General features: G+C 47.7%; 19 protein-coding genes and 1 CRISPR repeat array. Of the genes, 2 read left to right on the plus strand and 17 right to left on the minus strand.

The features are described from left to right. Positions 1-162: 162 nt before the first annotated feature. From P364_RS0124755 to P364_RS0124780, 6 genes are all read right to left on the minus strand, one after another. Positions 163-1,383, minus strand: coding sequence for an FtsW/RodA/SpoVE family cell cycle protein (locus tag P364_RS0124755; RefSeq protein ID WP_024632733.1), 1,221 nt, complete (start codon positions 1,381-1,383; stop codon positions 163-165). Positions 1,384-1,600: 217 nt separating this feature from the next. Next, positions 1,601-2,821 carry an FtsW/RodA/SpoVE family cell cycle protein gene (locus P364_RS0124760; RefSeq protein ID WP_024632734.1) on the minus strand — a complete coding sequence of 407 codons (1,221 nt, stop codon included), beginning with the start codon at positions 2,819-2,821 and terminating at the stop codon, positions 1,601-1,603. An 85-nt stretch (positions 2,822-2,906) separates the two neighbouring features. Then, positions 2,907-3,791, minus strand: coding sequence for a peptide chain release factor N(5)-glutamine methyltransferase (gene prmC, locus P364_RS0124765; RefSeq protein WP_029881269.1), 885 nt, complete (start codon positions 3,789-3,791; stop codon positions 2,907-2,909). A gap of 24 nt (positions 3,792-3,815) precedes the next feature. After that, on the minus strand, positions 3,816-4,883 hold the full coding sequence (gene prfA / locus P364_RS0124770; protein WP_024632736.1) for a peptide chain release factor 1: 1,068 nt from the start codon (positions 4,881-4,883) through the stop codon (positions 3,816-3,818). 558 nt (positions 4,884-5,441) lie between these two features. Then, positions 5,442-6,542 (minus strand): redox-regulated ATPase YchF, encoded by a 1,101-nt coding sequence (ychF, locus tag P364_RS0124775; RefSeq protein WP_024632737.1) that lies wholly within the window; start codon positions 6,540-6,542, stop codon positions 5,442-5,444. A gap of 192 nt (positions 6,543-6,734) precedes the next feature. Next, entirely contained in the window at positions 6,735-7,205 is a 471-nt protein-coding gene (locus P364_RS0124780; protein ID WP_036663898.1) for a GNAT family N-acetyltransferase, read from the minus strand. A 180-nt stretch (positions 7,206-7,385) separates the two neighbouring features. On the opposite strand from P364_RS0124780, the gene P364_RS38795 reads away from it, so the two are divergent. Next, positions 7,386-7,466 (plus strand): putative holin-like toxin, encoded by an 81-nt coding sequence (locus P364_RS38795; protein WP_350338859.1) that lies wholly within the window; start codon positions 7,386-7,388, stop codon positions 7,464-7,466. Positions 7,467-7,742: 276 nt separating this feature from the next. Further along, on the plus strand, positions 7,743-8,174 hold the full coding sequence (locus tag P364_RS0124785) for a hypothetical protein (RefSeq protein ID WP_024632739.1): 432 nt from the start codon (positions 7,743-7,745) through the stop codon (positions 8,172-8,174). A gap of 80 nt (positions 8,175-8,254) precedes the next feature. On the opposite strand, the gene P364_RS36655 is transcribed toward P364_RS0124785, so the two are convergent. The 11 genes from P364_RS36655 to P364_RS0124845 all read right to left on the minus strand — a co-directional run bounded on the left by P364_RS36655 (position 8,255) and on the right by P364_RS0124845 (position 20,830). Further along, positions 8,255-8,428: an aspartyl-phosphate phosphatase Spo0E family protein gene (locus P364_RS36655; RefSeq protein WP_094938876.1), complete on the minus strand. Its 174-nt coding sequence runs from the start codon at positions 8,426-8,428 to the stop codon at positions 8,255-8,257. Between the two features lie 157 nt (positions 8,429-8,585). Further along, complete coding sequence (locus P364_RS37635) at positions 8,586-8,723, minus strand: hypothetical protein (RefSeq protein ID WP_161634228.1); 138 nt, start codon at positions 8,721-8,723, stop codon at positions 8,586-8,588. A gap of 6 nt (positions 8,724-8,729) precedes the next feature. Continuing rightward, positions 8,730-10,073, minus strand: a complete 1,344-nt coding sequence (locus P364_RS0124800; protein ID WP_029881271.1) for a hypothetical protein — start codon at positions 10,071-10,073, stop codon at positions 8,730-8,732. Between the two features lie 752 nt (positions 10,074-10,825). Continuing rightward, a CRISPR array of direct repeats spans positions 10,826-11,201; the repeat unit is 33 nt; unit sequence ATTTCAATCCACGCACTCCATACAGAGTGCGAC. A 221-nt stretch (positions 11,202-11,422) separates the two neighbouring features. Then, positions 11,423-12,490: a type 2 isopentenyl-diphosphate Delta-isomerase gene (gene fni / locus P364_RS0124810; RefSeq protein WP_029881272.1), complete on the minus strand. Its 1,068-nt coding sequence runs from the start codon at positions 12,488-12,490 to the stop codon at positions 11,423-11,425. 337 nt (positions 12,491-12,827) lie between these two features. Continuing rightward, complete coding sequence (locus P364_RS0124815; RefSeq protein ID WP_024632740.1) at positions 12,828-14,309, minus strand: phytoene desaturase family protein; 1,482 nt, start codon at positions 14,307-14,309, stop codon at positions 12,828-12,830. Then, entirely contained in the window at positions 14,306-15,454 is a 1,149-nt protein-coding gene (locus P364_RS0124820) for a glycosyltransferase (RefSeq protein WP_029881273.1), read from the minus strand. The genes P364_RS0124815 and P364_RS0124820 overlap by 4 nt, the downstream gene beginning before the upstream one ends. Positions 15,455-15,456: 2 nt before the next feature. Further along, positions 15,457-16,215 (minus strand): lysophospholipid acyltransferase family protein, encoded by a 759-nt coding sequence (locus P364_RS0124825; protein WP_024632742.1) that lies wholly within the window; start codon positions 16,213-16,215, stop codon positions 15,457-15,459. Continuing rightward, positions 16,184-16,951: a carotenoid biosynthesis protein gene (locus P364_RS0124830; protein WP_024632743.1), complete on the minus strand. Its 768-nt coding sequence runs from the start codon at positions 16,949-16,951 to the stop codon at positions 16,184-16,186. Before P364_RS0124830 ends, P364_RS0124825 begins: the two co-directional genes overlap by 32 nt. Beyond that, on the minus strand, positions 16,951-17,823 hold the full coding sequence (locus P364_RS0124835; RefSeq protein ID WP_024632744.1) for a phytoene/squalene synthase family protein: 873 nt from the start codon (positions 17,821-17,823) through the stop codon (positions 16,951-16,953). The genes P364_RS0124830 and P364_RS0124835 overlap by 1 nt, the downstream gene beginning before the upstream one ends. Next, on the minus strand, positions 17,820-19,283 hold the full coding sequence (locus tag P364_RS0124840; protein WP_024632745.1) for a phytoene desaturase family protein: 1,464 nt from the start codon (positions 19,281-19,283) through the stop codon (positions 17,820-17,822). The genes P364_RS0124835 and P364_RS0124840 overlap by 4 nt, the downstream gene beginning before the upstream one ends. Beyond that, on the minus strand, positions 19,280-20,830 hold the full coding sequence (locus tag P364_RS0124845; RefSeq protein WP_024632746.1) for a phytoene desaturase family protein: 1,551 nt from the start codon (positions 20,828-20,830) through the stop codon (positions 19,280-19,282). Before P364_RS0124845 ends, P364_RS0124840 begins: the two co-directional genes overlap by 4 nt. Positions 20,831-20,856: the final 26 nt, after the last annotated feature.

Below are 20,856 nucleotides of genomic sequence, written 5' to 3' on the forward strand. Positions count from 1 at the left end.
AAAGATTACCATGCTTTTAAAACAAAAAAAGACCTTCACCTAGCTGCGCAGGCAAAGATCGGATAGCAAACAAATCATATACGGCTCCATAACATACTCCAACAACCTCTGAATGAGATGATGGATATTCATAGCAGAGTTGAACCATACCAAAGTTCAAAGTTACGCTGTTGTCTTTTCCTTTTTGACCAACCTCCATAAGCGTTCCAGTAAGGTAGGTTTCTGTTCTCCCATAAAAAGCTCGTCCTCGTCTTCCTGACCATACAATTTAATGCTCATCACAAGCCCGATACATGCCATATTAATGAGCAATGAGGTTCCTCCGTAGCTTATAAACGGCAGTGTAATGCCCGTAAGCGGCATCAGTCCGAGGAAAGCACCAATATTTTCAAACACCTGATATAACAGCATGCCGATAATACCTACAATCACCACAGGTCCTGCCCGATCTCTACAGTGGAAGGCGATTAACACCATACGATGGATGAGGATAAAATACAGTAAGAGCAGAACAGAGCCGCCTACAAAACCAAACTCCTCAGCAATAACCACAAAAATGGAATCCGAATATGTATACGGTACACGCCCCGATTGGACGGATGTGCCCTGCATGTAACCTTTGCCTGTTATGCCTCCCGATCCTATGGCAAGACCGGCGTTTTTCGTATGCCAGGAGGCCTTCGACGTTGCTTTATCCGGTACAAGCCAGGGATCAATTCGCTCGGCCCAATGCTCCCGGTTCGCCTTTTTCAGAAAGGTGAAAATCTCATCGTGATACGACGTATATGCTTTGACAAATCCAAAAAAGGTTATTCCCACTATGGCAAGAGCAATTAGTGCGTGCGACAGCTTGATATTCCCAATCCATAACACAGCAACCAGAATCACGATGTATCCGAGGGCGTTGCCCAGGTCATTCTGAATCATTACGAGTGCAAAGGGAACGAACGTCCATAAACCAATAGGCACGATGTCTTTCCAGAAACGAAGCGTAGAATTTTTTCTTTTGACCAATACATGCGCCAGAAACAGAATCAGGATCATTTTGAACAACTCTGCCGGTTGAAAAGAAAGATATTCATTAATCTTTATCCAGCCATTCGCATTATTGATAGGTCCGCCAACAAAATTGACAAGAATCAGCAGGATGATCCCCACACCGTAAATATAAAATGCATATTGGATATACAGTTTATAATTGACCAATCCAATACCAATGATGGCTACGAATCCAATCCCGTAAAACAGCAAGGTTTTGATATGATGATTCCCAAGTTTCGGATCGGACTGGATGGCACTGTACACCGTAAATACACTCATAACCATAAGCAGCAGCAACACAAACAAAATAACCCCGTCCATCTTCTTCAGCATTCTCAGCATGTTCGCACCACATATCCCCCTGAGGCTCAACAACCCATTAATTTTTTCCAGTAGTCTTCAATATTACCATTGTATAGAATTGGAAGACAAATTGGAAACCTGCCAAACAAAATAACGAAAAACCCTGAAACCCACAGATCTATCTTGCTCCGATCTGTTGATTCCAGGGTTAACTTATATCGTATTCTCTTGGAAAAGGTTCTTCCTTGGATAAAAATTACTGCTCCTGCTGTGTTGATTTGCGTCTAAATAGCTTCATGACCATTTCTGTAATGCCGGGTTGTTCAGCGGAACCCAGAATATCCTCGTTCTCTTCCGTGTGCACCTTGATACTCATCACAATCCCCATACTAATCATGTTGATCATAATTGAGGTACCACCTGAACTGATAAACGGCAACGTAATCCCTGTCAATGGCATCAGACCAATGAACGGACCGATGTTGACAAAGATCTGGTAGAGCAGCATCGCTATAATGCCGACAATCAGATACGGCCCTGCCCTGTCCTTACATTCCAGCGCAATCAGCACCAGCCTGTGAATAAGAATAAAGTACAGTAGCAGCAACACGGAGGCACCTATAAACCCAAATTCCTCCCCGATCTGTACAAAGATCGAATCGGCATACGCCAATGGCACCCGATTCGACTGAATCGTTGTTCCTTCCAAATACCCTTTGCCTGTAATGCCACCAGAACCGATCGCAAGCTTCGCGTTATACGTCTGCCAGAGCACATCTCTTGAGGTCAGTTCCGGCACGAGCCATGGGTCGAAACGATCCGCCCAGTGCGAACGCCCAACATCCTTCAGAAATTTCACAATCTCATCATGATAATGAATATAAGCCTGTATACCACCGATAAATGCAGCCACAGCAATAATAAAACCGATAAGGGCATGAGTAAATTTAATATTACCAATCCATAATAGTCCCACGAGAATGACCACATAACTTAACGCATTCCCCAAGTCATTTTGGAGTAATACGAGTAGTAATGGCGGCAGTACACAGAGTGAGATTGGAATGACATCACGTCCGAAATAAAGCGGACGATTCTTCTTGCGGGCCAAAAAGGCCGATAAAAACACAATCAGGCATAGCTTGAACAATTCAGCAGGCTGCAAACTGACTCCGAATATGGATAGCCAACCTTTCGCTCCGTAATATTCTTTACCAAAGAACATAACGAAAATGAGAAGCAGCATACCCACGCCATAGATATACAAATAATTTTTGATAATGAATTTGTAATTGATCATCGTCATCCCAAAAAAGACCACGAAGCCTAAAATATAATACAACACTGCACTTTTCGTGAGTCCCTCCAGCTTCGGTCTGCCAAAGGTGGTACTATAGATCGACAAAATACTGATGACCATCAGAATGAGCAATATAAAAACAATTGAATAGTCTATTTTTTTGAATTTATGCAGCATGTAGTTATGTTCCTCCAAGCATTCAGCAATCTTCGGTATATCTCATTGTAGAGGATTTCACGGCAAAAAGAAAACCTGTGGAACCTTACATTTTCGTCACCTGTTCCGAAGTGCGAACACCCAATACATGCCGTTCAATGCCTGCAAGGTCTGGCACGACGATAATTTCCGGCCAATATCCAGCTGATTCAAGCAGAGCTGCGATGTCCCCGGCCTGTCCCTGACCCAGCTCAAAACCAATGATCTGCGGCGGCGCAGGCAGCAGCGCAAGCTGCTCCAGCATGATGCGGTACGGCCCCAGTCCATCCGGGCCGCCGTCCAGTGCCTTGCGCGGCTCATGATCGCGCACCTCGGGCTGCAACCCGGCGATATCTGCCGCCGGGATGTAAGGCGGGTTGGACACCAGGATGTCCACCCGTGCCCCGGCGAACGGGGCCAGCAGATCGCCTTCGCGGAAGTCGATCTGTACCCCGTTCGCGGCCGCGTTCCGCGCGGCCACTTGCAGGGCTGCCGCCGAGATATCTCCGGCGCCTACCTGCCAGCGCGGGCGCTGCGAAGCCATCGTCACTGCGATGGCGCCGCTGCCCGTGCCAATGTCGACGGCGAGCGGAGCGCCGCCAGGAAACACGCGGTCGGCTTCGCGCAGCACAGCCTCGACCAGCAGCTCGGTCTCCGGCCGCGGGATCAGCACGGCCGGCGTGACCTCGAACGGCAGCCCGTAGAATTCCTGGCTGCCGATAATGTACTGCGCCGGCTCACCCGCAGCCTTGCGTGTGACGGCGTCTTCCCAGCGGCTGCGAAGCTCGCTGGGAAAGGGCTCCGGCTGCATCATGTAATACTCGGCCCCTTCGCGGCCGAGTACATGTTCCAGCAGCAGCCGGGCATTGTTGTGCGGCTCGTACACGCCGCACTTCTCCAAAAAAGAGGAAGCCTCCACGAAGGCTTCCCGACAGCTCTGTTCCGGCGTCATGACAAACTGCGCGCGGGTCACAGATTATTCTCCTCTATCCATCATATCCGTCTGCTCGGCAATCGTCAGTGCAGACACGATATCCGCAATCTCACCATTCATAATTTGATCCAGCTTGTGCATCGTCAATCCGATCCGGTGATCCGTAACACGGCTCTGTGGGAAGTTATAGGTACGAATCCGCTCACTGCGGTCACCTGTACCTACTTTGCTCTTCCGCTCACTCGAAATTTTTGCTTCTTCTTCCTGACGCATCATATCGAAGATACGCGTACGCAGAACCTGCAATGCTTTTTCCTTATTCGAGTTCTGGGATTTACCATCCTGACACGTCGCCACAATACCTGTTGGAACGTGAGTTACCCGTACAGCCGATTTCGTCGTATTAACCGATTGTCCACCAGCTCCACTGGAACAGAACGTATCTACACGGATATCTTTATCGTGAATTTCAATATCAAAATCTTCGGCTTCAGGCATAACCGCTACTGTCGAAGTAGACGTATGAATCCGTCCGCCCGATTCGGTTGTAGGAATACGTTGCACACGGTGTGCACCACTTTCGTATTTCAGTTTGCTGTATGCACCGCGTCCATTGATGAGGAAAACAACCTCTTTAAAGCCACCCAAGTCGTTCGTATTCACGTCCATCAGCTCTACACGCCAGCCTTGCGTATCAGCAAAACGTGTGTACATCCGGTATAAATCCGCTGCAAACAGCGCCGCTTCATCTCCACCAGCCGCTCCGCGAATTTCAACGATGACGTTTTTATCATCATTTGGGTCTTTTGGCAGCATGAGAACACGAATCAGATCGTCCAGTTCTTTCTGGCGAGTGCTCAGTTCATCAATTTCCATTTTGACCATTTCACGCATCTCGTCGTCCAGCTTCTCGCCCTGCATTTCTTTTGCAGCTTCGAGATCCTGGCTTACCTGTTTGTACTCATTGTACGCTTCATAGGTAGGCTGGAGATCCGATTGTTCTTTGGAATATTCCCGCAGCTTCTTGTTGTCACTTGCTACATCCGGGTCACACAGCAATTCGCTGAGTTTCTCGTAACGGTCGGCTAACGCCTGTAATTTATCAAACATATATAGTCACCTCACGCATTATTTTCGTTCAAGCATTCATCATTCATTCGATCCTGATAGGCATTCATTTCATGCATCATCAGACCATTTATATTTCACAAGGCACGGAATTCACAGAAATCCCTGACTGAAAGATTCATTTTATGATCGACGTATAACATCGCTACAACGTCATCAAATCCTTTACTTTTAAGTTATATAAAAGAAATCGCGTACCCGGTTGAAAACCCGCTTCAACTCATTAAGCCGAGCGTGAAATTTAACATAGGTATACGACTCTTAATTATAGCATATTCTTATGCTTCTGGATAGCAATAGTTCACCGGGCAGACAACCATATTACTTTTATCACCAAGGCGAAACATGATGAATTCCCACTATAATGTCTCATTTCCGCCTCCCTGGCTTCCCACATTTTTATTATATCCACCAATGGCAAACAATCCAGCATAAGTAACGATCTGCAGCAGGATTAGAATATAAAAAAGCCCTGCGATCTTCACGGGAAGACAACAGGGCTTTTGTTAACGTTATATCTAGTTGTAGATTGAATATGAACTAAACGTTGAAGCGGAAGTGCATAACATCGCCGTCGTTGACAACATACTCTTTACCTTCAAGACGAAGTTGTCCACGCTCTTTGGCACCGTTCATGGAACCAGCTGCAACCAGATCGTCGTAGGAAACGACTTCTGCCCGGATGAATCCGCGCTCAAAGTCTGTGTGAATAACACCCGCTGCGCCTGGTGCTTTCGTACCCTTGCGAATCGTCCATGCACGAACTTCCTGTACGCCTGCTGTGAAGTACGTGTACAGACCAAGCAATTTGTAAGCGGCTTTGATCAACAGGTTCAGACCGGAATCCTCGATACCGAGTTCTTCCAGGAACATTTGTTTATCTTCGCCTTCCAGCTCGGAGATCTCTTCTTCCACTTTTGCACTGATCGGCACAACTTCTGCATTTTCAGCAGCTGCAAATTCTCTTACTTTTTGCACATAGGCATTGTTCGCCACATCGCCGATTTCGTCCTCAGCTACATTGGCTGCGTACAGAACAGGCTTCAGGGTAAGCAGGTGCAGATCGCGCACGATCAGACGCTCGTCATCCGTAAGCTCCATGCTGCGTGCTGGCTTGTCTTCGTACAGAACAGCCTTCACTTTCTCCAGTACTTCCACTTCCTGAGCAGCTGATTTGTTGCCGCCCTTCATGTTTTTCTTGGAGCGATCGATTTTTTTCTCGACACTCTCGATATCGGCCAGGATCAGCTCCAGATTGATCGTCTGGATGTCGCTTACCGGATCAATTTTTCCATCGACGTGTGTGATGTTCTCGTCTACAAAGCAGCGTACCACGTGTACAATCGCGTCTACTTCACGAATGTGGGCAAGGAACTTGTTACCAAGACCTTCGCCTTTGCTCGCACCACGAACAAGACCTGCAATATCTACAAATTCAAACGCCGTCGGTACCGTTTTTTTCGGTACAACGAGTTCTGTCAATTTGTCCAAACGCTCATCCGGTACTTCAACGATCCCCACGTTAGGGTCAATCGTACAGAACGGATAGTTTGCCGATTCGGCACCAGCTTGTGTAATTGCGTTAAACAGTGTGGATTTACCAACGTTAGGCAGGCCCACGATTCCAGCTTTCAAAGCCATGTATATGACAACTCCTCATTGATTACTTGTTCGGTATGGATAATCCTATACATTATATATGACAAACCCCAAGGCATCAAGGAACTTCGCCAATTCGACCAGAGCACCATCCGCTTCCCAAAATCCCCGGTTACTGCGGGTGATTCGTTTTGCGTAGATCATACGTCTGGCTTAGATTATCCGTTTTTAGGTTTACCCTTTGATTTCCTTATACATCGTCAGATCGGTTACCTCATACCCCATCTTGCGATACAGGCTGCTTGCCCGCACATTATGTCCAAACACATGCAGACCAATGCGATCCACGCCCAGACTCAAGGCTTCCCTCTCAAGTGCCTCCATCGTCTCTGTACCATATCCCTTGCCCCGATAAGCTTCTTCGACCACAATGTCCAGCAAAAACGCGTCCTTGCCACGGCGGTTATCCGTAACGTTAAACCAGATATAACCCACATTCCCGTCCACTTCATGCACCAAATTATAGAGATAAGCACCCGGTGTATTCAGCCCTTCAGGCAAATATTTGTCGTAGGATGCCTCCGCAAGTCCCTGCGCCTCTTCTGCAGCCCAAGTACCCGCTTCCACTTTCTCTTCTGCAAAATCTTTAATCGAACGAATACGGAAATTAGCATATTCTTCTTGATTCATTGGGTTTAGCTTCATCAGGATATCCCTCCAAATTAATAGATATGTATACAATTATGGTGATGTATTCACTGACCAACCCTATCTAACATTTGTTATCCTATTCAACAAAAAGAAGATTATGGTATAATCACTGAAGCAACAGAAAGGCTAATATGGGCGGTCTCGGCTAACCTCTCGGAAGGGAGGTGATGCCCCGTGGAAGTATACCAAGCGATGACGCTAATGATTTCATTTGCGACTCTTGTTGTCTTGATACTTACAAACAAACGGAAATAGACCGCCCTCGGCAAAAGGAAGCGGTCTATTTTTAGGCTTTCATTCTAAATCCGGAGCCGAACCGCCCTTAAAAGCGGCTGTTGCAGCGGGGAGTCGTGTTGGTATCACGGCTCTCTTTGCATTTTATACATCTTCTGCCCTTATTATAACACGCATTTTAATGTGCAGTCCATAATTGAGGCCCCCTCTTCCCACGTTCACAGCTAAATTTCTATACAACTGGCTTACCTCAGTCTGTTTATACCTATATATATATAAGAGAGGAGCAGATTACTTATGAATACACGTCGTCCCTTTTCAAAATGGAAAATAATCATCTTATCTGCAGCGATTCTCTTTATTGGTTTAGTTATTTCTATGGGTTATCAGGCGCTGGACCCGTTTAGACATCTAAGGATCACGATTCACAATCAGTCAGACTATGATCTTTCAAATATTACAGCACGCGTGAACAGCGGCATGGACTCGTTCAATACAAACAATGAGGGTACTATACACACCTTAAAGAAAGGTGTAGCCAGCGGTGAAAAAATGAAGTTCGCTCCGCAGCTGCGACTTTCCGGTGAAGCATCCATCTATCTGGAGTTCACGGACAGCCGTGGTAAAATCTATACCGAAACGGTATGCAGTTATACCGAATACTTGTCTGGCAACTCCTATGTGACTATAACCAACCAAAAGATTACTGTAAAAGAAGAATGCATGTAATAACGTACTTCGCTCCATGAACTTATGTTAAAATATAGGGGCGAGCACCCGCCAAAGTTTCTCGCCCAAAGTCGATTGAATTAACCCATCGGCTTTTTTATTTTAACTTGATTGTATTGATTAATGAGATCATCCAGGACCATAGATTGCTTTATAACATGAGGATGAAGCAGATATCCATTATAGTCCATCTTTAGTTGATAAAGCTTTTGTCTCGCAGCTTCGATCTGCAACTTGAGTTTACCACAATCCATATTCACCCCTCCCTGTTGTAACATTTTAGTCCGTTCTGCTAATTAGTAGGAAATCAGGCGAACTCCAACACGAAAAAGCTCCCTTCAAAGTAGGCAATTCACCATTCTACTTGAGGGAGCAGCTCATATTAAAAAAGCGTATTTTCAGAAATGTTGGTTAGCTTCCCATGCCGTGACCATTAGTTGTCATGATTGCTGGATGGTCTATTTCAGCAAGGATAGGTTGAGTAGTAGGAATAATTACTCCTACCGCGATACTACATGTAAATATCAATAGCGCCAATTTCATCTTCATTTTTATTCAAACCTCCCGAATCAATTTTTTGTATCGCAATTTATCTTCTTCAACTGCCCAATACCGAAATTCTTCAAATAATTTTATACACTCCAGAATGCTGTCTTTATTCTTAATTTTAATGGCAAAATCCAAACCTCTAAGGGTCAACTCAAACCCTCTGTTATAATCTTGATGTTTTAGATAATATGTACCCAGGCCCACAAGCAAAGTACCATATTGATCATTCGTGTATTGCTCGCTGATTTTTCCAATACGGCTACTCTGTTCTTGGTACATGAAAAAAGAGTCATACGCTTCAAGAATCGAATCAATATTGATATCAAATCGATTCGCTGCATTGACAATTGCACATAAAGCAGGGAAGATCTCATTCTCTCTCTCAGAGATGTATTTCATATAATTTTGGATAACCTCTGTTTTACCTGACATTAACTCATATAGATAACGGTTGCCTTCTGCCCATTCCTCGAACTGACGAATAACAGCGGTTTCCTCGTCGCTCGGATCATTTACCCAGCTATAATCGGTGTACAAAGAGACATATTGAAGTGCTTTTTCATATTCTTCATAATAGAAACAAGCCTCTCCAAGCGCCAAATATGCGTACAAAACGTAAAAAACATACTGCTTTTTAGGTTTATCCTCCGCTGCTCTCACTGATTCATACAACTCATAATGGATCATTGCTTTTAGCTTTAACTTGTCAGCAAGGTTCTTCACCTTGTCCCATCGGCGCAATGAAGCATACACATTAATCAGATCGTTCAATCCATCAAGCTGGTAAGGCTCGTCAAGGCGCTCTACAAAAAACTCAAACTGCGTAGCAAGTGTAAGATTGCTCATCTGATCCTTGGAAAGTCCGATCGTGAACAAACGATACTGACTTAGAGCCAACCGTTCAGAATGTTGCATTTTCTCACCCTCAGCTACACAAAGATACAGGGGCTTGGCCGCTTCCCACTTCCCTTCACGGTATAACTGCTCAGCCAACTCAAACAAAAGAGGTGCATAGGAAAGATTATCCATAATTAGATTAACTGCTTCTTCCATATAATCGACCATACCGAGTTCGGCACAACGGTATAGAAAAGGCCCAAGTCTTCGCCAATCCGGACTTGTATGTACAAAACATTCATTTATGTATAATTCATAGAAGTAACCCTCAGTTAAACCCATCCCTGCAGTAAGTCGATCCAGCTGTTGCATGCCTATGGGACGCAGGCCGTTCAGCGTACCACTCAACGTTCCTGAGTTAATTCCCGATATCTCAGAGAATTGATTGAGTGTCATATGGTTAGTTTTTAAATAGTCTGCTAAATGATCACGTATTGTGGCTACTGATTTCAAAGGTACACCACCTTTCCAAGCAAAATTAAGCATTGGTCAATAAAATAATACTATATTTTTGAATTTAATATCAATATTTTACTTGTAAATAATTTACTTTTAATATAAAAATACTTATTTTCATTGCCTAACTGCTGTAAAGTATGGTCCCAAAGGGGATAGCGAGACTTTATCATTGAAATCGATCAAGCTTCAAGTTCATATCGACACGGTCTGGAGTCCACAATAAGATATTCGTAAGAAATGTCAAAACATCCATTCCACTCAATGTATCCACAATTAACTCCAACATCTCTTTTGCATTTCCTGTAATATGCTCAGTCAGGATTAACCCTAGGCTATGATTAAAGTGAAAGGTGGAATTAGCTATGTCTATAAAAATATGATTAGGCTACATATGATTTGTGCGAAGGAAAAACAAAAAGGCTTGATTTAGATACCTTAAATAATATCGTGAACACTCTTCGGGGCAATGACAGGGAATGACTATACTCTTTCAGATGTGTTAACGTACATACCGGATGACGATAAGGGGAAAAAAACAGACTGGGCTATATAGTTCACCTTCTACTTTCAAAGAGAAACCAAAAAACCGTCCATTATTACTTTGGACGGTTTTTTGGTGTTACTACTGACTTTTGATTACGTAAAAAAAAGCATGAGAAATGTATAGCGCTTTAAGAGTTTAATTATATTGGTGCACCATACGGATTGCGACTGCGATAATATTCGATGATATCGTCGATTGTTTCATTTCAATCCAAGCACTCCATACGGAGTGCGACCCTCGATCTTCGTAAACGGATCGTTTCGGCTTAGCCATTTCAATCCACGCACTCCATACGGAGTGCGACTGGTGTCTCCAGACCGTTGAGAATTAATCTTCCGGAAATTTCAATCCACGCACTCCATACAGAGTGCGACATGATCCGGCTATTTTTGCTGCCTACACCAAAGCGATTTCAATCCACGCACTCCATACAGAGTGCGACTCAGGCACCACTTGAGGTGTCTCAGCAGGCGATGAATTTCAATCCACGCACTCCATACAGAGTGCGACGGATTGAGAGAGTGGTCAAGCGACTGCCGAAGAAGATTTCAATCCACGCACTCCATACAGAGTGCGACAGCGAAAACACACGTAATAAAGTCGCAAAATTTAGACATTATTACGTGTATCCAATAATTACAACAAATCTTATTTACATTTATGATAAAAAACAGCCTAAATTGAACATTGGTGTTGCCAAAAGGGCACAAAAAAAGTCATTTACGACAAACTTCGAGGTGCGAATCCCCCAGGGAAATCGTGTGAGCTTAGGGTTCGCACCTCTATTTCAACCCTCAATCTAAGGCCGTTGCACCAGACGTGGCGTACCCTGCAAATCCTCGATCCGCCCTGCGCCAATCCCGAACATGACCGTACGTAGCTCGAACTCAACCTGTTCCAGCCGCTGATCCAGCGCTTCTTCCGAAGCTACTGCGGATTCGAGCAAAGAGCGCCCAAACCCGGCCAGATCCGCACCAAGCGCAAGTGCTTTGGCTGCATCCACACCGTTATATAGTCCACCGCTGCCAATCAGAACACCATCCGGGTTCAGCGCTCTCACTTCCTGAATGCATTCTGCTGTCGGAATTCCCCAGTCTGCAAAAGCTTCTGCTGCCGCACGACGTACCGGATTGGAATTCCGAAACTTCTCGACCTGCACCCAACTGGTGCCACCTGCTCCAGCTACATCGATAAAGGCTACACCTGCTTCGTATAATCGCTGCGCCGTCACTCCATCAATGCCAAAGCCCACTTCTTTCACGCCAACAGGCACATCCAATTGACGGCATAACTCCTCGATTCGATGAAGTAATCCGCTAAAATCCGTATTGCCTTCAGGCTGGAAGATCTCCTGCAAACTGTTCAGATGAAGCACGAGCATGTCCGCACCAGCAATATCCACTGCCCGCTGGAAATCTGCAGTGCTGAAGCCGTAATTCAGCTGCACCGCACCGAGGTTCGCAATGACCGGAATGTCCGGTGCCCAGCGCCGCACATCAAAGGTAGTGGCAAGTTCGGGCTGTTCCACTGCAGCCCGGATCGAACCTACGCCAAGCGCCCAGCCTCTGGCGTTCGCTACACGCGCCAGCCGTTCGTTGATGGCGCCCGTGGTTTTGCTTCCGCCCGTCATCGAGCTGATGAGCAGGGGCGTACGCACATTTTTGCCCATAAAAAAAGTGTCCAGACTTACTTCGTCAAAATTCAGTTCAGGTAACGGGTTATGACGAAAAGCATACCGCTCCATTCCACTGGTTACTCCTTCTCCTGCAACATTCTCCTCAAGACAGAGGCGCACATGCTCCAGCTTCCGTTCTCCCGTAGCCACCTCGGGAAGCAGCCGTTCGCCGGCTCGCTCTTGTTCATTCATGATGAGACCTCCTTATGTGAGAATAGTGCTGATGGACAGGATTAGTGCCAGTTCCGGTGATGTTCCGTTAAGGGTTTCGCCCCATGCAGCAGTGAGATTCTCGGAAATAGTTCTTACTTCGATATGTAACGTGCAAATGATATGAATTGGATCTATATTGTAAATCATTTTCATGCATGACGCGTCAACTCTACCCAGTATAACGTTCTGACCACGCTATGGAAAGGGCACCCCAAAACCCGATAATATCTTGAATTTCGAGGGTCCACCTTATGTTTACTATGAAGATATATGGAGGCTAAATCAGCCATTCTGTTATATGAATCCTCACCATATCTTATCGTCCGATTTCAGATGCAAGCTGCGCCCCTACAAGCTGCCCGGATAACGTCACAATCGGTGTCCCGCCGCCCGGATGCGTCGTTCCGCCTACGTACCATAGCCCTTGCACATCCTTGCTTTTGTTACCGGGACGCATGAAGGTCTGCTTCACCGAGTTGGATGAAATACCGTAGATTGATCCTTGATGAGCGAGTGTATCCCGTTCTATATGCTGTGGAGTGTACCGGATCAGCACATCCGACTGCTTCAACCCCGTAATGCCCCGCTCGGCCAGCTTCTCCAACACCAGTTCGCCATAACGGTCCATCTGCTCCTCCCAATTCCATGAGTCTGACAAATACGGAGCGTTTACCAGAATGAACAGATTACTGGCCCCGGCTGGAGCCATGCCCGCTTCCGAATAACCGGAATAACAGATGTAGATTGTCGGATCGGCAGGCATTTTCAGGTCCCGGAAAATATGGTCGAACTCCGGTTCATACCGTTCCGGGAAAAAGACGGTATGGTGCAGCAGGGAATCATACTGTCTCCGCACACCAGCCAATGTTACAAACCCCGATATCGAAGGCTCATACCTGCGAATCCGTGTATCGCTCATCTGTTTACGATATTCTGGCGCAAGCAGCTTCCGATTGACGGTGAGCACATCTCCATTGGCAACAACCTGATCGGCCTCCCGGAAGCCCTGATCCGTATCCACGCCTGCCACTTGACCATTCCTGACCACGATTTGCCGGACATGGGTGCCAGTAATGATTTGTACCCCTTTTTCCTGTGCAAGTCGTGTCATCGCTTCAATTAATTGATAGGTTCCACCCTTGACCCCATAGATGCCCACCTCGGCTTCCACATGTCCCATCATGGCAAAGATTGAAGGCGCCTGATAGGGCGATGATCCAACATAGGTTGCGTACCGGCCGAACATCGCAAGGGTATGCGGGTGTTGAAAATATGATCGCAGCAGCTTGTCCAGCCTCACTGTTGGCCGTACACGCAGCAAACTGCGCAGCATTCGAAGATTATATTTATCCTTGGGCGACAACAGCAGCTTTCCAAGAAAATGACGATTGGCTTCTGCATACAGCGCGGCAGATTCATCCATAAATGCATCATAACGGGTCGCATCCTCCGGGCTATACGCAGCAATCTGCTCCTTCATCCACTCTCGATTGCCCGACAAATCAACCACAGTACCATCTGCAAAACGATTACGTGTGCGCGGTTCCAGCTCATATAGCTGCACATAATCTTCCATCTCTACACCTGCGTGATCGAAGACGGAACGGAAGCTTGCGGGCATCGTAATTGTACTCGGCCCCCGGTCAAAATGATATCCATCCTGCTCAATCTGCTGCAGCTTTCCACCGACTCGCTCCTGCCGCTCCAGAATGGTTACCCGTATGCCCTGCGAAGCTAACCGAATGGCACACGATAGACCTCCAAATCCTGCGCCGATAATGATGACGTTCCCCTTCAATTGTACCGCCTACCTTTCCATACATAGCCCTTGCCGGAACGACCTGCCTTCCATGAGGCTATGCCGATCGCAATGACACAGGCCATGCTAATCGGTTGCAAGAAGGCAAGCCACCAGGGTTTTCCTCCAGCGTGATCCGATACCCTTTTGACAGCCATGCCAAGCACGGTTCCCGCAAGACTATAGATAACGGACGTAGCATTGCCCGACAACAAACCGATGATCAGACCGAGCGGAGGCACAATATACATCAGGGTATACATCAGCATCGTGCCTAACAGCAGCACATCTTTGCGCCCCATACCTTCGTACATGTTCTTCTTATAGCCGTTCCACACTTCTGCACCATTCTGGTACATTCGCGTATTTGTCACGTCATGAACATCGGCCAGCATGACGGGATGTCCTGCACGCTTAACAGCCTTTGCGAGGCTCATGTCATCGACCAGATCTGCCTGGATCGCAGCATGTCCACCAGAGGCCTTATAACTGGAACGATGAATGAGCAAAAACGCCCCTGTAGCGGCTACAAACATCGGATGGGATGATCTGCGTATCATGAAAATGGGAAGATGGCTGATGATGGTGAACACCATCATGGGCACAACGAGCTTCTCCATCCAGGTCTTCGTCACCTGATAGGGGAATCCCGTTACGAGGCCGCCGCCCTGTGCACACCCTGCAGCAAGGGACTGACGAATCGCCGCAGGCTCCAAGCGCACATCTGCATCCACGAACATAAACCATTCACCCTTGGCCTTCTGCACCAGTCGGTGGCAGGCATGAGACTTACCCATCCAACCTGCGGGAAGCTCCACACCATGTATTAGACGCACACGTGGATCACGGTCTGCAATGGCCTGGATCAAGGCTGCTGTCTCATCTTCGGAACGATCATCGAGCACCAATACTTCCATCCAAAATCCGGTTGTATCGCTGGCAAGCACACTCTCCAGACACCCTTGGATATGCAGTTTCTCGTTACGGGCAGGAATCAGCACAGAGACCAGCATGTCCTTGTCTTTCCATCCGCTTGCGTTGAATGAACGCACTTTTGGCAGACAGGAGACGTTCCAAATGGCAAACACCAATTGAATGCCCAATACACAAGTCAGTATGATCCATCCTATTTCAGACGCACTCATCACTAACGGTTCACCCGCTTCCGTGCCGCATCATATTTTTCACTCGTGGAACGCACAGGGCGAATCAGTGGAAAGGCCCCCGGCAAACTCCCCTGCCCAATGCGTACCAGCTCTGATTTATGGTCATTCAACTGCTGCTCCAGCACCTTGCTCAATCTGGTCGCAATCTCTTCACTCTTCCACGCTTTCCAATCTTCGATCACAGGTGTACCCACCTGCATCGATACTTCCGGCAAATCATGCTGAACCATGCCATGACACAAAGTCACAGGTACCGCTACGGCGCGCGGAGAGCGGCGGAGCAGCAACCCAATGCCTGGACGAAACTCAATTGGCCTGGCATCCTGATGCAGAATTTCCCCTTGGGGAAAGATCCAGACCCTTTTGCCGGAGTGAAGCAGCTCGGTCGTATATTGCAAGGAGGTTCGAATACTGGATGCATTCTCCTTATTGATTGAATACGCGCCAAGTTTGCGAAAAAAAGCATATTGTCGCAGCTGTTCTTCTTCCATCATGACATAATGATCTCCCAGGGAAGTCTGCTGCGATGCATGATAGAGCAGCAGACCATCCCACCAGGAGCTATGGTTCATGAAATAAATGACAGGCTGATCCGGGTCTATGGGTGAGCCATTATTCGAGAGCCGGGGGTCCAATGACCCCGATAACGTAAATGAGCGAAAACGTCTCCGCAGCAAGTAATAATGATTGTATAAGGAAAAAATCCGGTTAAACGGTTTTGATTTTACGGCGCGAATCATATCGCCAGCTCCCCTCAGCAAGAAGCACGCCCACAATAGCAATGATGAAGCTGCCTGTAATTCCTTCTTTGAGAGCTAACAACCCAAACAAAAGAATAAACAGCTGATATAACCATTTTGCACGCAGCAATGAGCTTCGATCCGAAGGCATTGCCGGAAGAAACAAGGAGAGGAACGCTCCCATCACAAACCAGCTTATGTAATTGGTCCAGGGTACACCGTAGAATCCACCCGGGGCCTGCCATTGCCAGAATCCTCTGGCATGAGCGACCGGATCCAGCACCAGGTCAAGCACGATGGCCCAGAATCCGGTCTTGACCGCCCTTATCAGTTTTCCGGTCCACGAGGAGCCGCCACCACTGAGCAGAGCCGAGTTTCCAACTACTGCAATCCAGGCGAAGCCTAATGTAACGGGTACACTGAACAGGTGGATTCCGAAGAAATCCGAATACGAATATTCGCCAAAGGGCCAATGTGTATGCACACCGACCCATTCCACGCCCATGCCTCCCAGCCATATAATAGCCGAAGCCAGCCAGAGTCCGGGTTTTATCCAAATGACTGACTGGTCGGACAGCCGCGTCCGTTTCCGTCCTTGATAGATCAGAGCCAGCACATACAGCGCATAGAAGATTAGAAACAAACCGTTGGAGAAGGACAGTACATCTGGCACACCAATCGTCAGCATCAGTGTTGCTCCGATGATATACCACGCCCAGTACAGGCCCTGAATCATCAGGATACCGCCGTGCGGGAAACTTGATAAGCCAGCCTTGGATAACGTTTCACAATGGCACCCAGCATCTCCAGTTTGAGTTCATCGCTAACGAACGCACGCTTCGTATACACGTCATAGTCGTTGCGCTCAACGGCATGCAGAATGGTAGAATAAAAGGCTGCCGCCAGCTCAATGGCAAATGCACTTTCGTCTGGATACGTATCCAGATGGTCCATACCGATACGAAACCAGCTCAGCGAAGCTGCTTGTAATTCATGCACAATGGCTATGAACCTCTCGTCCACGATACCGTCAACCCAATCCTGTTCCGAATACCCATGCTTCTCCATCATCTCCAGTGGAACATAGCGACGCGCTCGTGTCCGGTCCTCGCCCACATCACGGATAATATTTACGATCTGCATGCCTTTGCCCAGCGCAATGCCGTTCATCGCGACTTCTGTACCGTTGTCATCGCGCAATACAGGCAGCAACATCTCGCCGACGGTCCCGGCAACCAGATAACAATATTGCTCCAGTTCCTCCATCGTTGTATAATGCGTCACTTGAAGATCGGTTAATTGTCCTTCGATCTGACGCAAGAAGGGCCCTTTGTCCAAATGGGGGAAGCTCGTAAACAGCCATCGTAATGCCGGCCAAATAAAATGGCCTTCCGCTTCTTCCAGCTGAATGAACAGATTGCGGATTTCATGAATCGTATAGGGCGACTGCTCCGGCTCATCCACACTGTCATCGATCATGCGGCAGAAAGCATAGATAACGTAAACAGCTTCACGGCGCGGACTTGGCAGCCCTCTAAAGGCCAGATAAAAAGATGACGAGCCCTTTTGCATTAATTCTTCACACCTGTTCAAAATCGCTTCATTCATGTTTCCATCTCCTTTATGAGTTGATTGACTGCCATGCGTGCACTTTGCATCACAATAGGAACCCCGCCTCCCGGATGTACCGAAGCCCCTGCGGCATATAGTCCCCGAATCGCCGGGAACGGCTTCGGTTGCGGCCGATATACACCGGATTGGAACAGCACGGGTGCGATGCCAAAGCTGCCCCCACCATACAGCCCATCGCGCTCAGCGTCAGCTGGAGTACGTATTTTTTGCCACTGGATTGCTGCACGAAGTCCCGGAAATCCACGTTGTTCTGCTTCTTCCAGCACTCGTTCTGCCAGCGCCTCGCTCTCCTGAGACCAGTTGACACCATCGGCATCCGGCACCGGAATGAGGAAGTACAATACACTCTGACCTGGAGGAGCTGCCGTTTCGTCCAATGCAGCCGGATTAAATATATAAAATGAGGACTTCGCCGGAATGCGGCGCTGGTCGAACACTTCCCGCAAACTGCCGTCCAGACTTGGAGGCAGAAAAAATTGATGCGTCGTTGCATCCTCCCAGGTTTTGTCTACGCCCACATAGATCAACACACATCCCGATGAGGGACGATATGGCTTTCGTTTGCGTGAACCTTCAGGGGACTGACCAAGCAGACTCGACAGGTGGGGGAAATCGCCATTGTAGATAACTGCATCCACATTTTCTGCGCCTGCGGCGGTTTCTATACCTTTGCATATTCCCTTTTCGATATTCAGCCCGGTCACTTCCGAATTCAGCACGACACGGCCACCACGTGATATCAGTTCCTGTTCCAGTATGGCAGGTAATGCAGCATAGCCACCTTTCACCATCCAGATGCCATATTCGTGTTCTGCATAAGGGAGCAGGGAGTAAATGCCCGGCGTACCAAAGGGAGATCCCCCAATATAAAGACTTTGCAGCGAATAAGCATCCAGCAGTTCCTCGTGTTGAAAATAATCACCTACAGCCTTACGCACACTTTTATGAGCGCGCAATCGGCCCATCAGGGACATCAGAGAAGGAGTGAAGAAATCCCTTTTCCGAGGGAAAGCCCGTTCCAGAAACGCAGCCCGTCCCGCCGGAAACAACGTGTCCATATCGTTCATAAATTTTGAGAATCCCTGACTTTCTCCCGGGAAGAGACGTTCAATCTCTTCGGCCTGCTGTTTACGTTCCGTCATTTTGGTCATTACACGTCCGCTGCTATAGTGCACTCTGTACAAGGGATCACAACGCAGCAGCTCAACCTTGGAACGATCCACACCCGCTTCCTCCAAAATACCAAGCAGCATCTCGGGCAGAAGAACGATCGTAGGGCCTTGGTCAATCCGGTAATCGCCTTCCTGTTCGTAACCAATACGACCACCAACTCTGGAACCCCGTTCATATACGGTGACGTCCCAACCCTGTTTATTCAGCAACAAGGCTGAAGTAAGGCCGCCAATACCTGCACCTACAATAGCTGCCCGTTTCATGAATGGCCTCCCGCTTCCGCCGTTTTCACATACGAGGATCGTTTCGAGCGCTTGCGAGCATCCTCTTCCTGAATGAGTTTTACGCTAATCCGAGCCGATTCAAAGATGGTTGGCAGCCCACTGCCCGGATGGGTTCCGCCGCCCACCAGCCACACCCTTTTTAACTCTTCAAACTGGTTATGGGGCCGCAGATACATCATCTGGCCGAGATTGTGAGCCATGTTGAACGTCGCTCCGCGGTACACATCCAGTTCATTTTCCCAGTCCAGCGGTGTAAACATCATCGATTCTTCAATACGGCTGCGGATGTCTGACAACTCAGTAATCGATTCCATCCGCTTCAACATTGCCTCCCGCACATTCTCTCGCTCTGTCTCCCAGTCGATGTCTCCGGTTAGGTTGGGCGTGGGCATCAGCACATATAAAGCAGATTTCCCTTCCGGTGCGAGCGTCGAATCGAGTCTGGAAGGGTTATGAATATAGAGGGACGGATCCGCAGACAACACTTTGTGCTTCGTAATCTCATCCACGTTCAGTCGATAGTCCTCGGGGAAATAGATGGAATGATGCGGTAAATCCACTTCACCGTCCACGCCCAGATACAGCATGGCTGTGGAGCAGGAGAACTTCTTGCGTTTCATTTTCTCCGGTGTATATTTCTTAAGCACGCCTGGTTCAAACAGATGATTCACGGCATGTGCGAAGTCTGCATTGACGACGACATGATCTGCTTCGATGCGTTCACCGTTTTCAAGCAAAACACCTTCTGCTCGCCCATTGCGAACCATGACCTGTTTAACCGGACAGGATGTATGTATTCGTCCTCCATATTCTTCAACTACATCAGCCATGGCCTGAAATACCCGATTGACGCCGCCCGTAGGGTGAAACAATCCGTAGTTGTGCTCAATGAACGATAGAATCGTAAACGTACCCGGACAATCCCAGGCAGACATGCCCAGGTATTTGGATTGGAACGTAAATGCCCAGCGCAGACGCTCGTCGGTAAAATAGCGGGACAGGATACCATAGACCGTATTGTTGATGTCCAGTTTCGGCAGAGCTGTCATGGCATCTCTTCGCAAATAATCGGCCAGCTTGCCGAAAGGTCGGCGCAGCAAAGGCATGACTTTGCCAAACTTCACTTCTTCTTCCTGCATGAACCGAAGGTAATTGTCCTCGTTGCCGGGGAAAAGCTCCTTGATCTGTGCAGCAGTATCTTCACGGTTGCGGGAGGGCGTAAACACCTTATCACCGAAATTCAGAGCGTACAGCGGAGTCAGCTCTTTCATCTCCACATAATCGGATAATTTGCGTCCCACCACGTCGAACATCTCTTCAATCAACTGAGGCATCATCAAAAATGTTGCCCCCCGGTCGAATCGGTAGTCTCCCAGTTCCAGTCTAGAAGAACGCCCACCAATCACAGGCTGCTTCTCATACACGTCTACTTCATACCCCTGGCCGGACAATAACATGGCCGCTGCAAGTCCACCCGGACCTGCACCAATGACAGCTGCACGTTTGCGTTGCTGATTCGGTATCATGCCACTCACCTTTCCTATGTTAGGAA

The organism is Paenibacillus sp. MAEPY2, assembly GCF_000499205.1.
GTDB lineage: Bacteria > Bacillota > Bacilli > Paenibacillales > Paenibacillaceae > Paenibacillus > Paenibacillus vandeheii.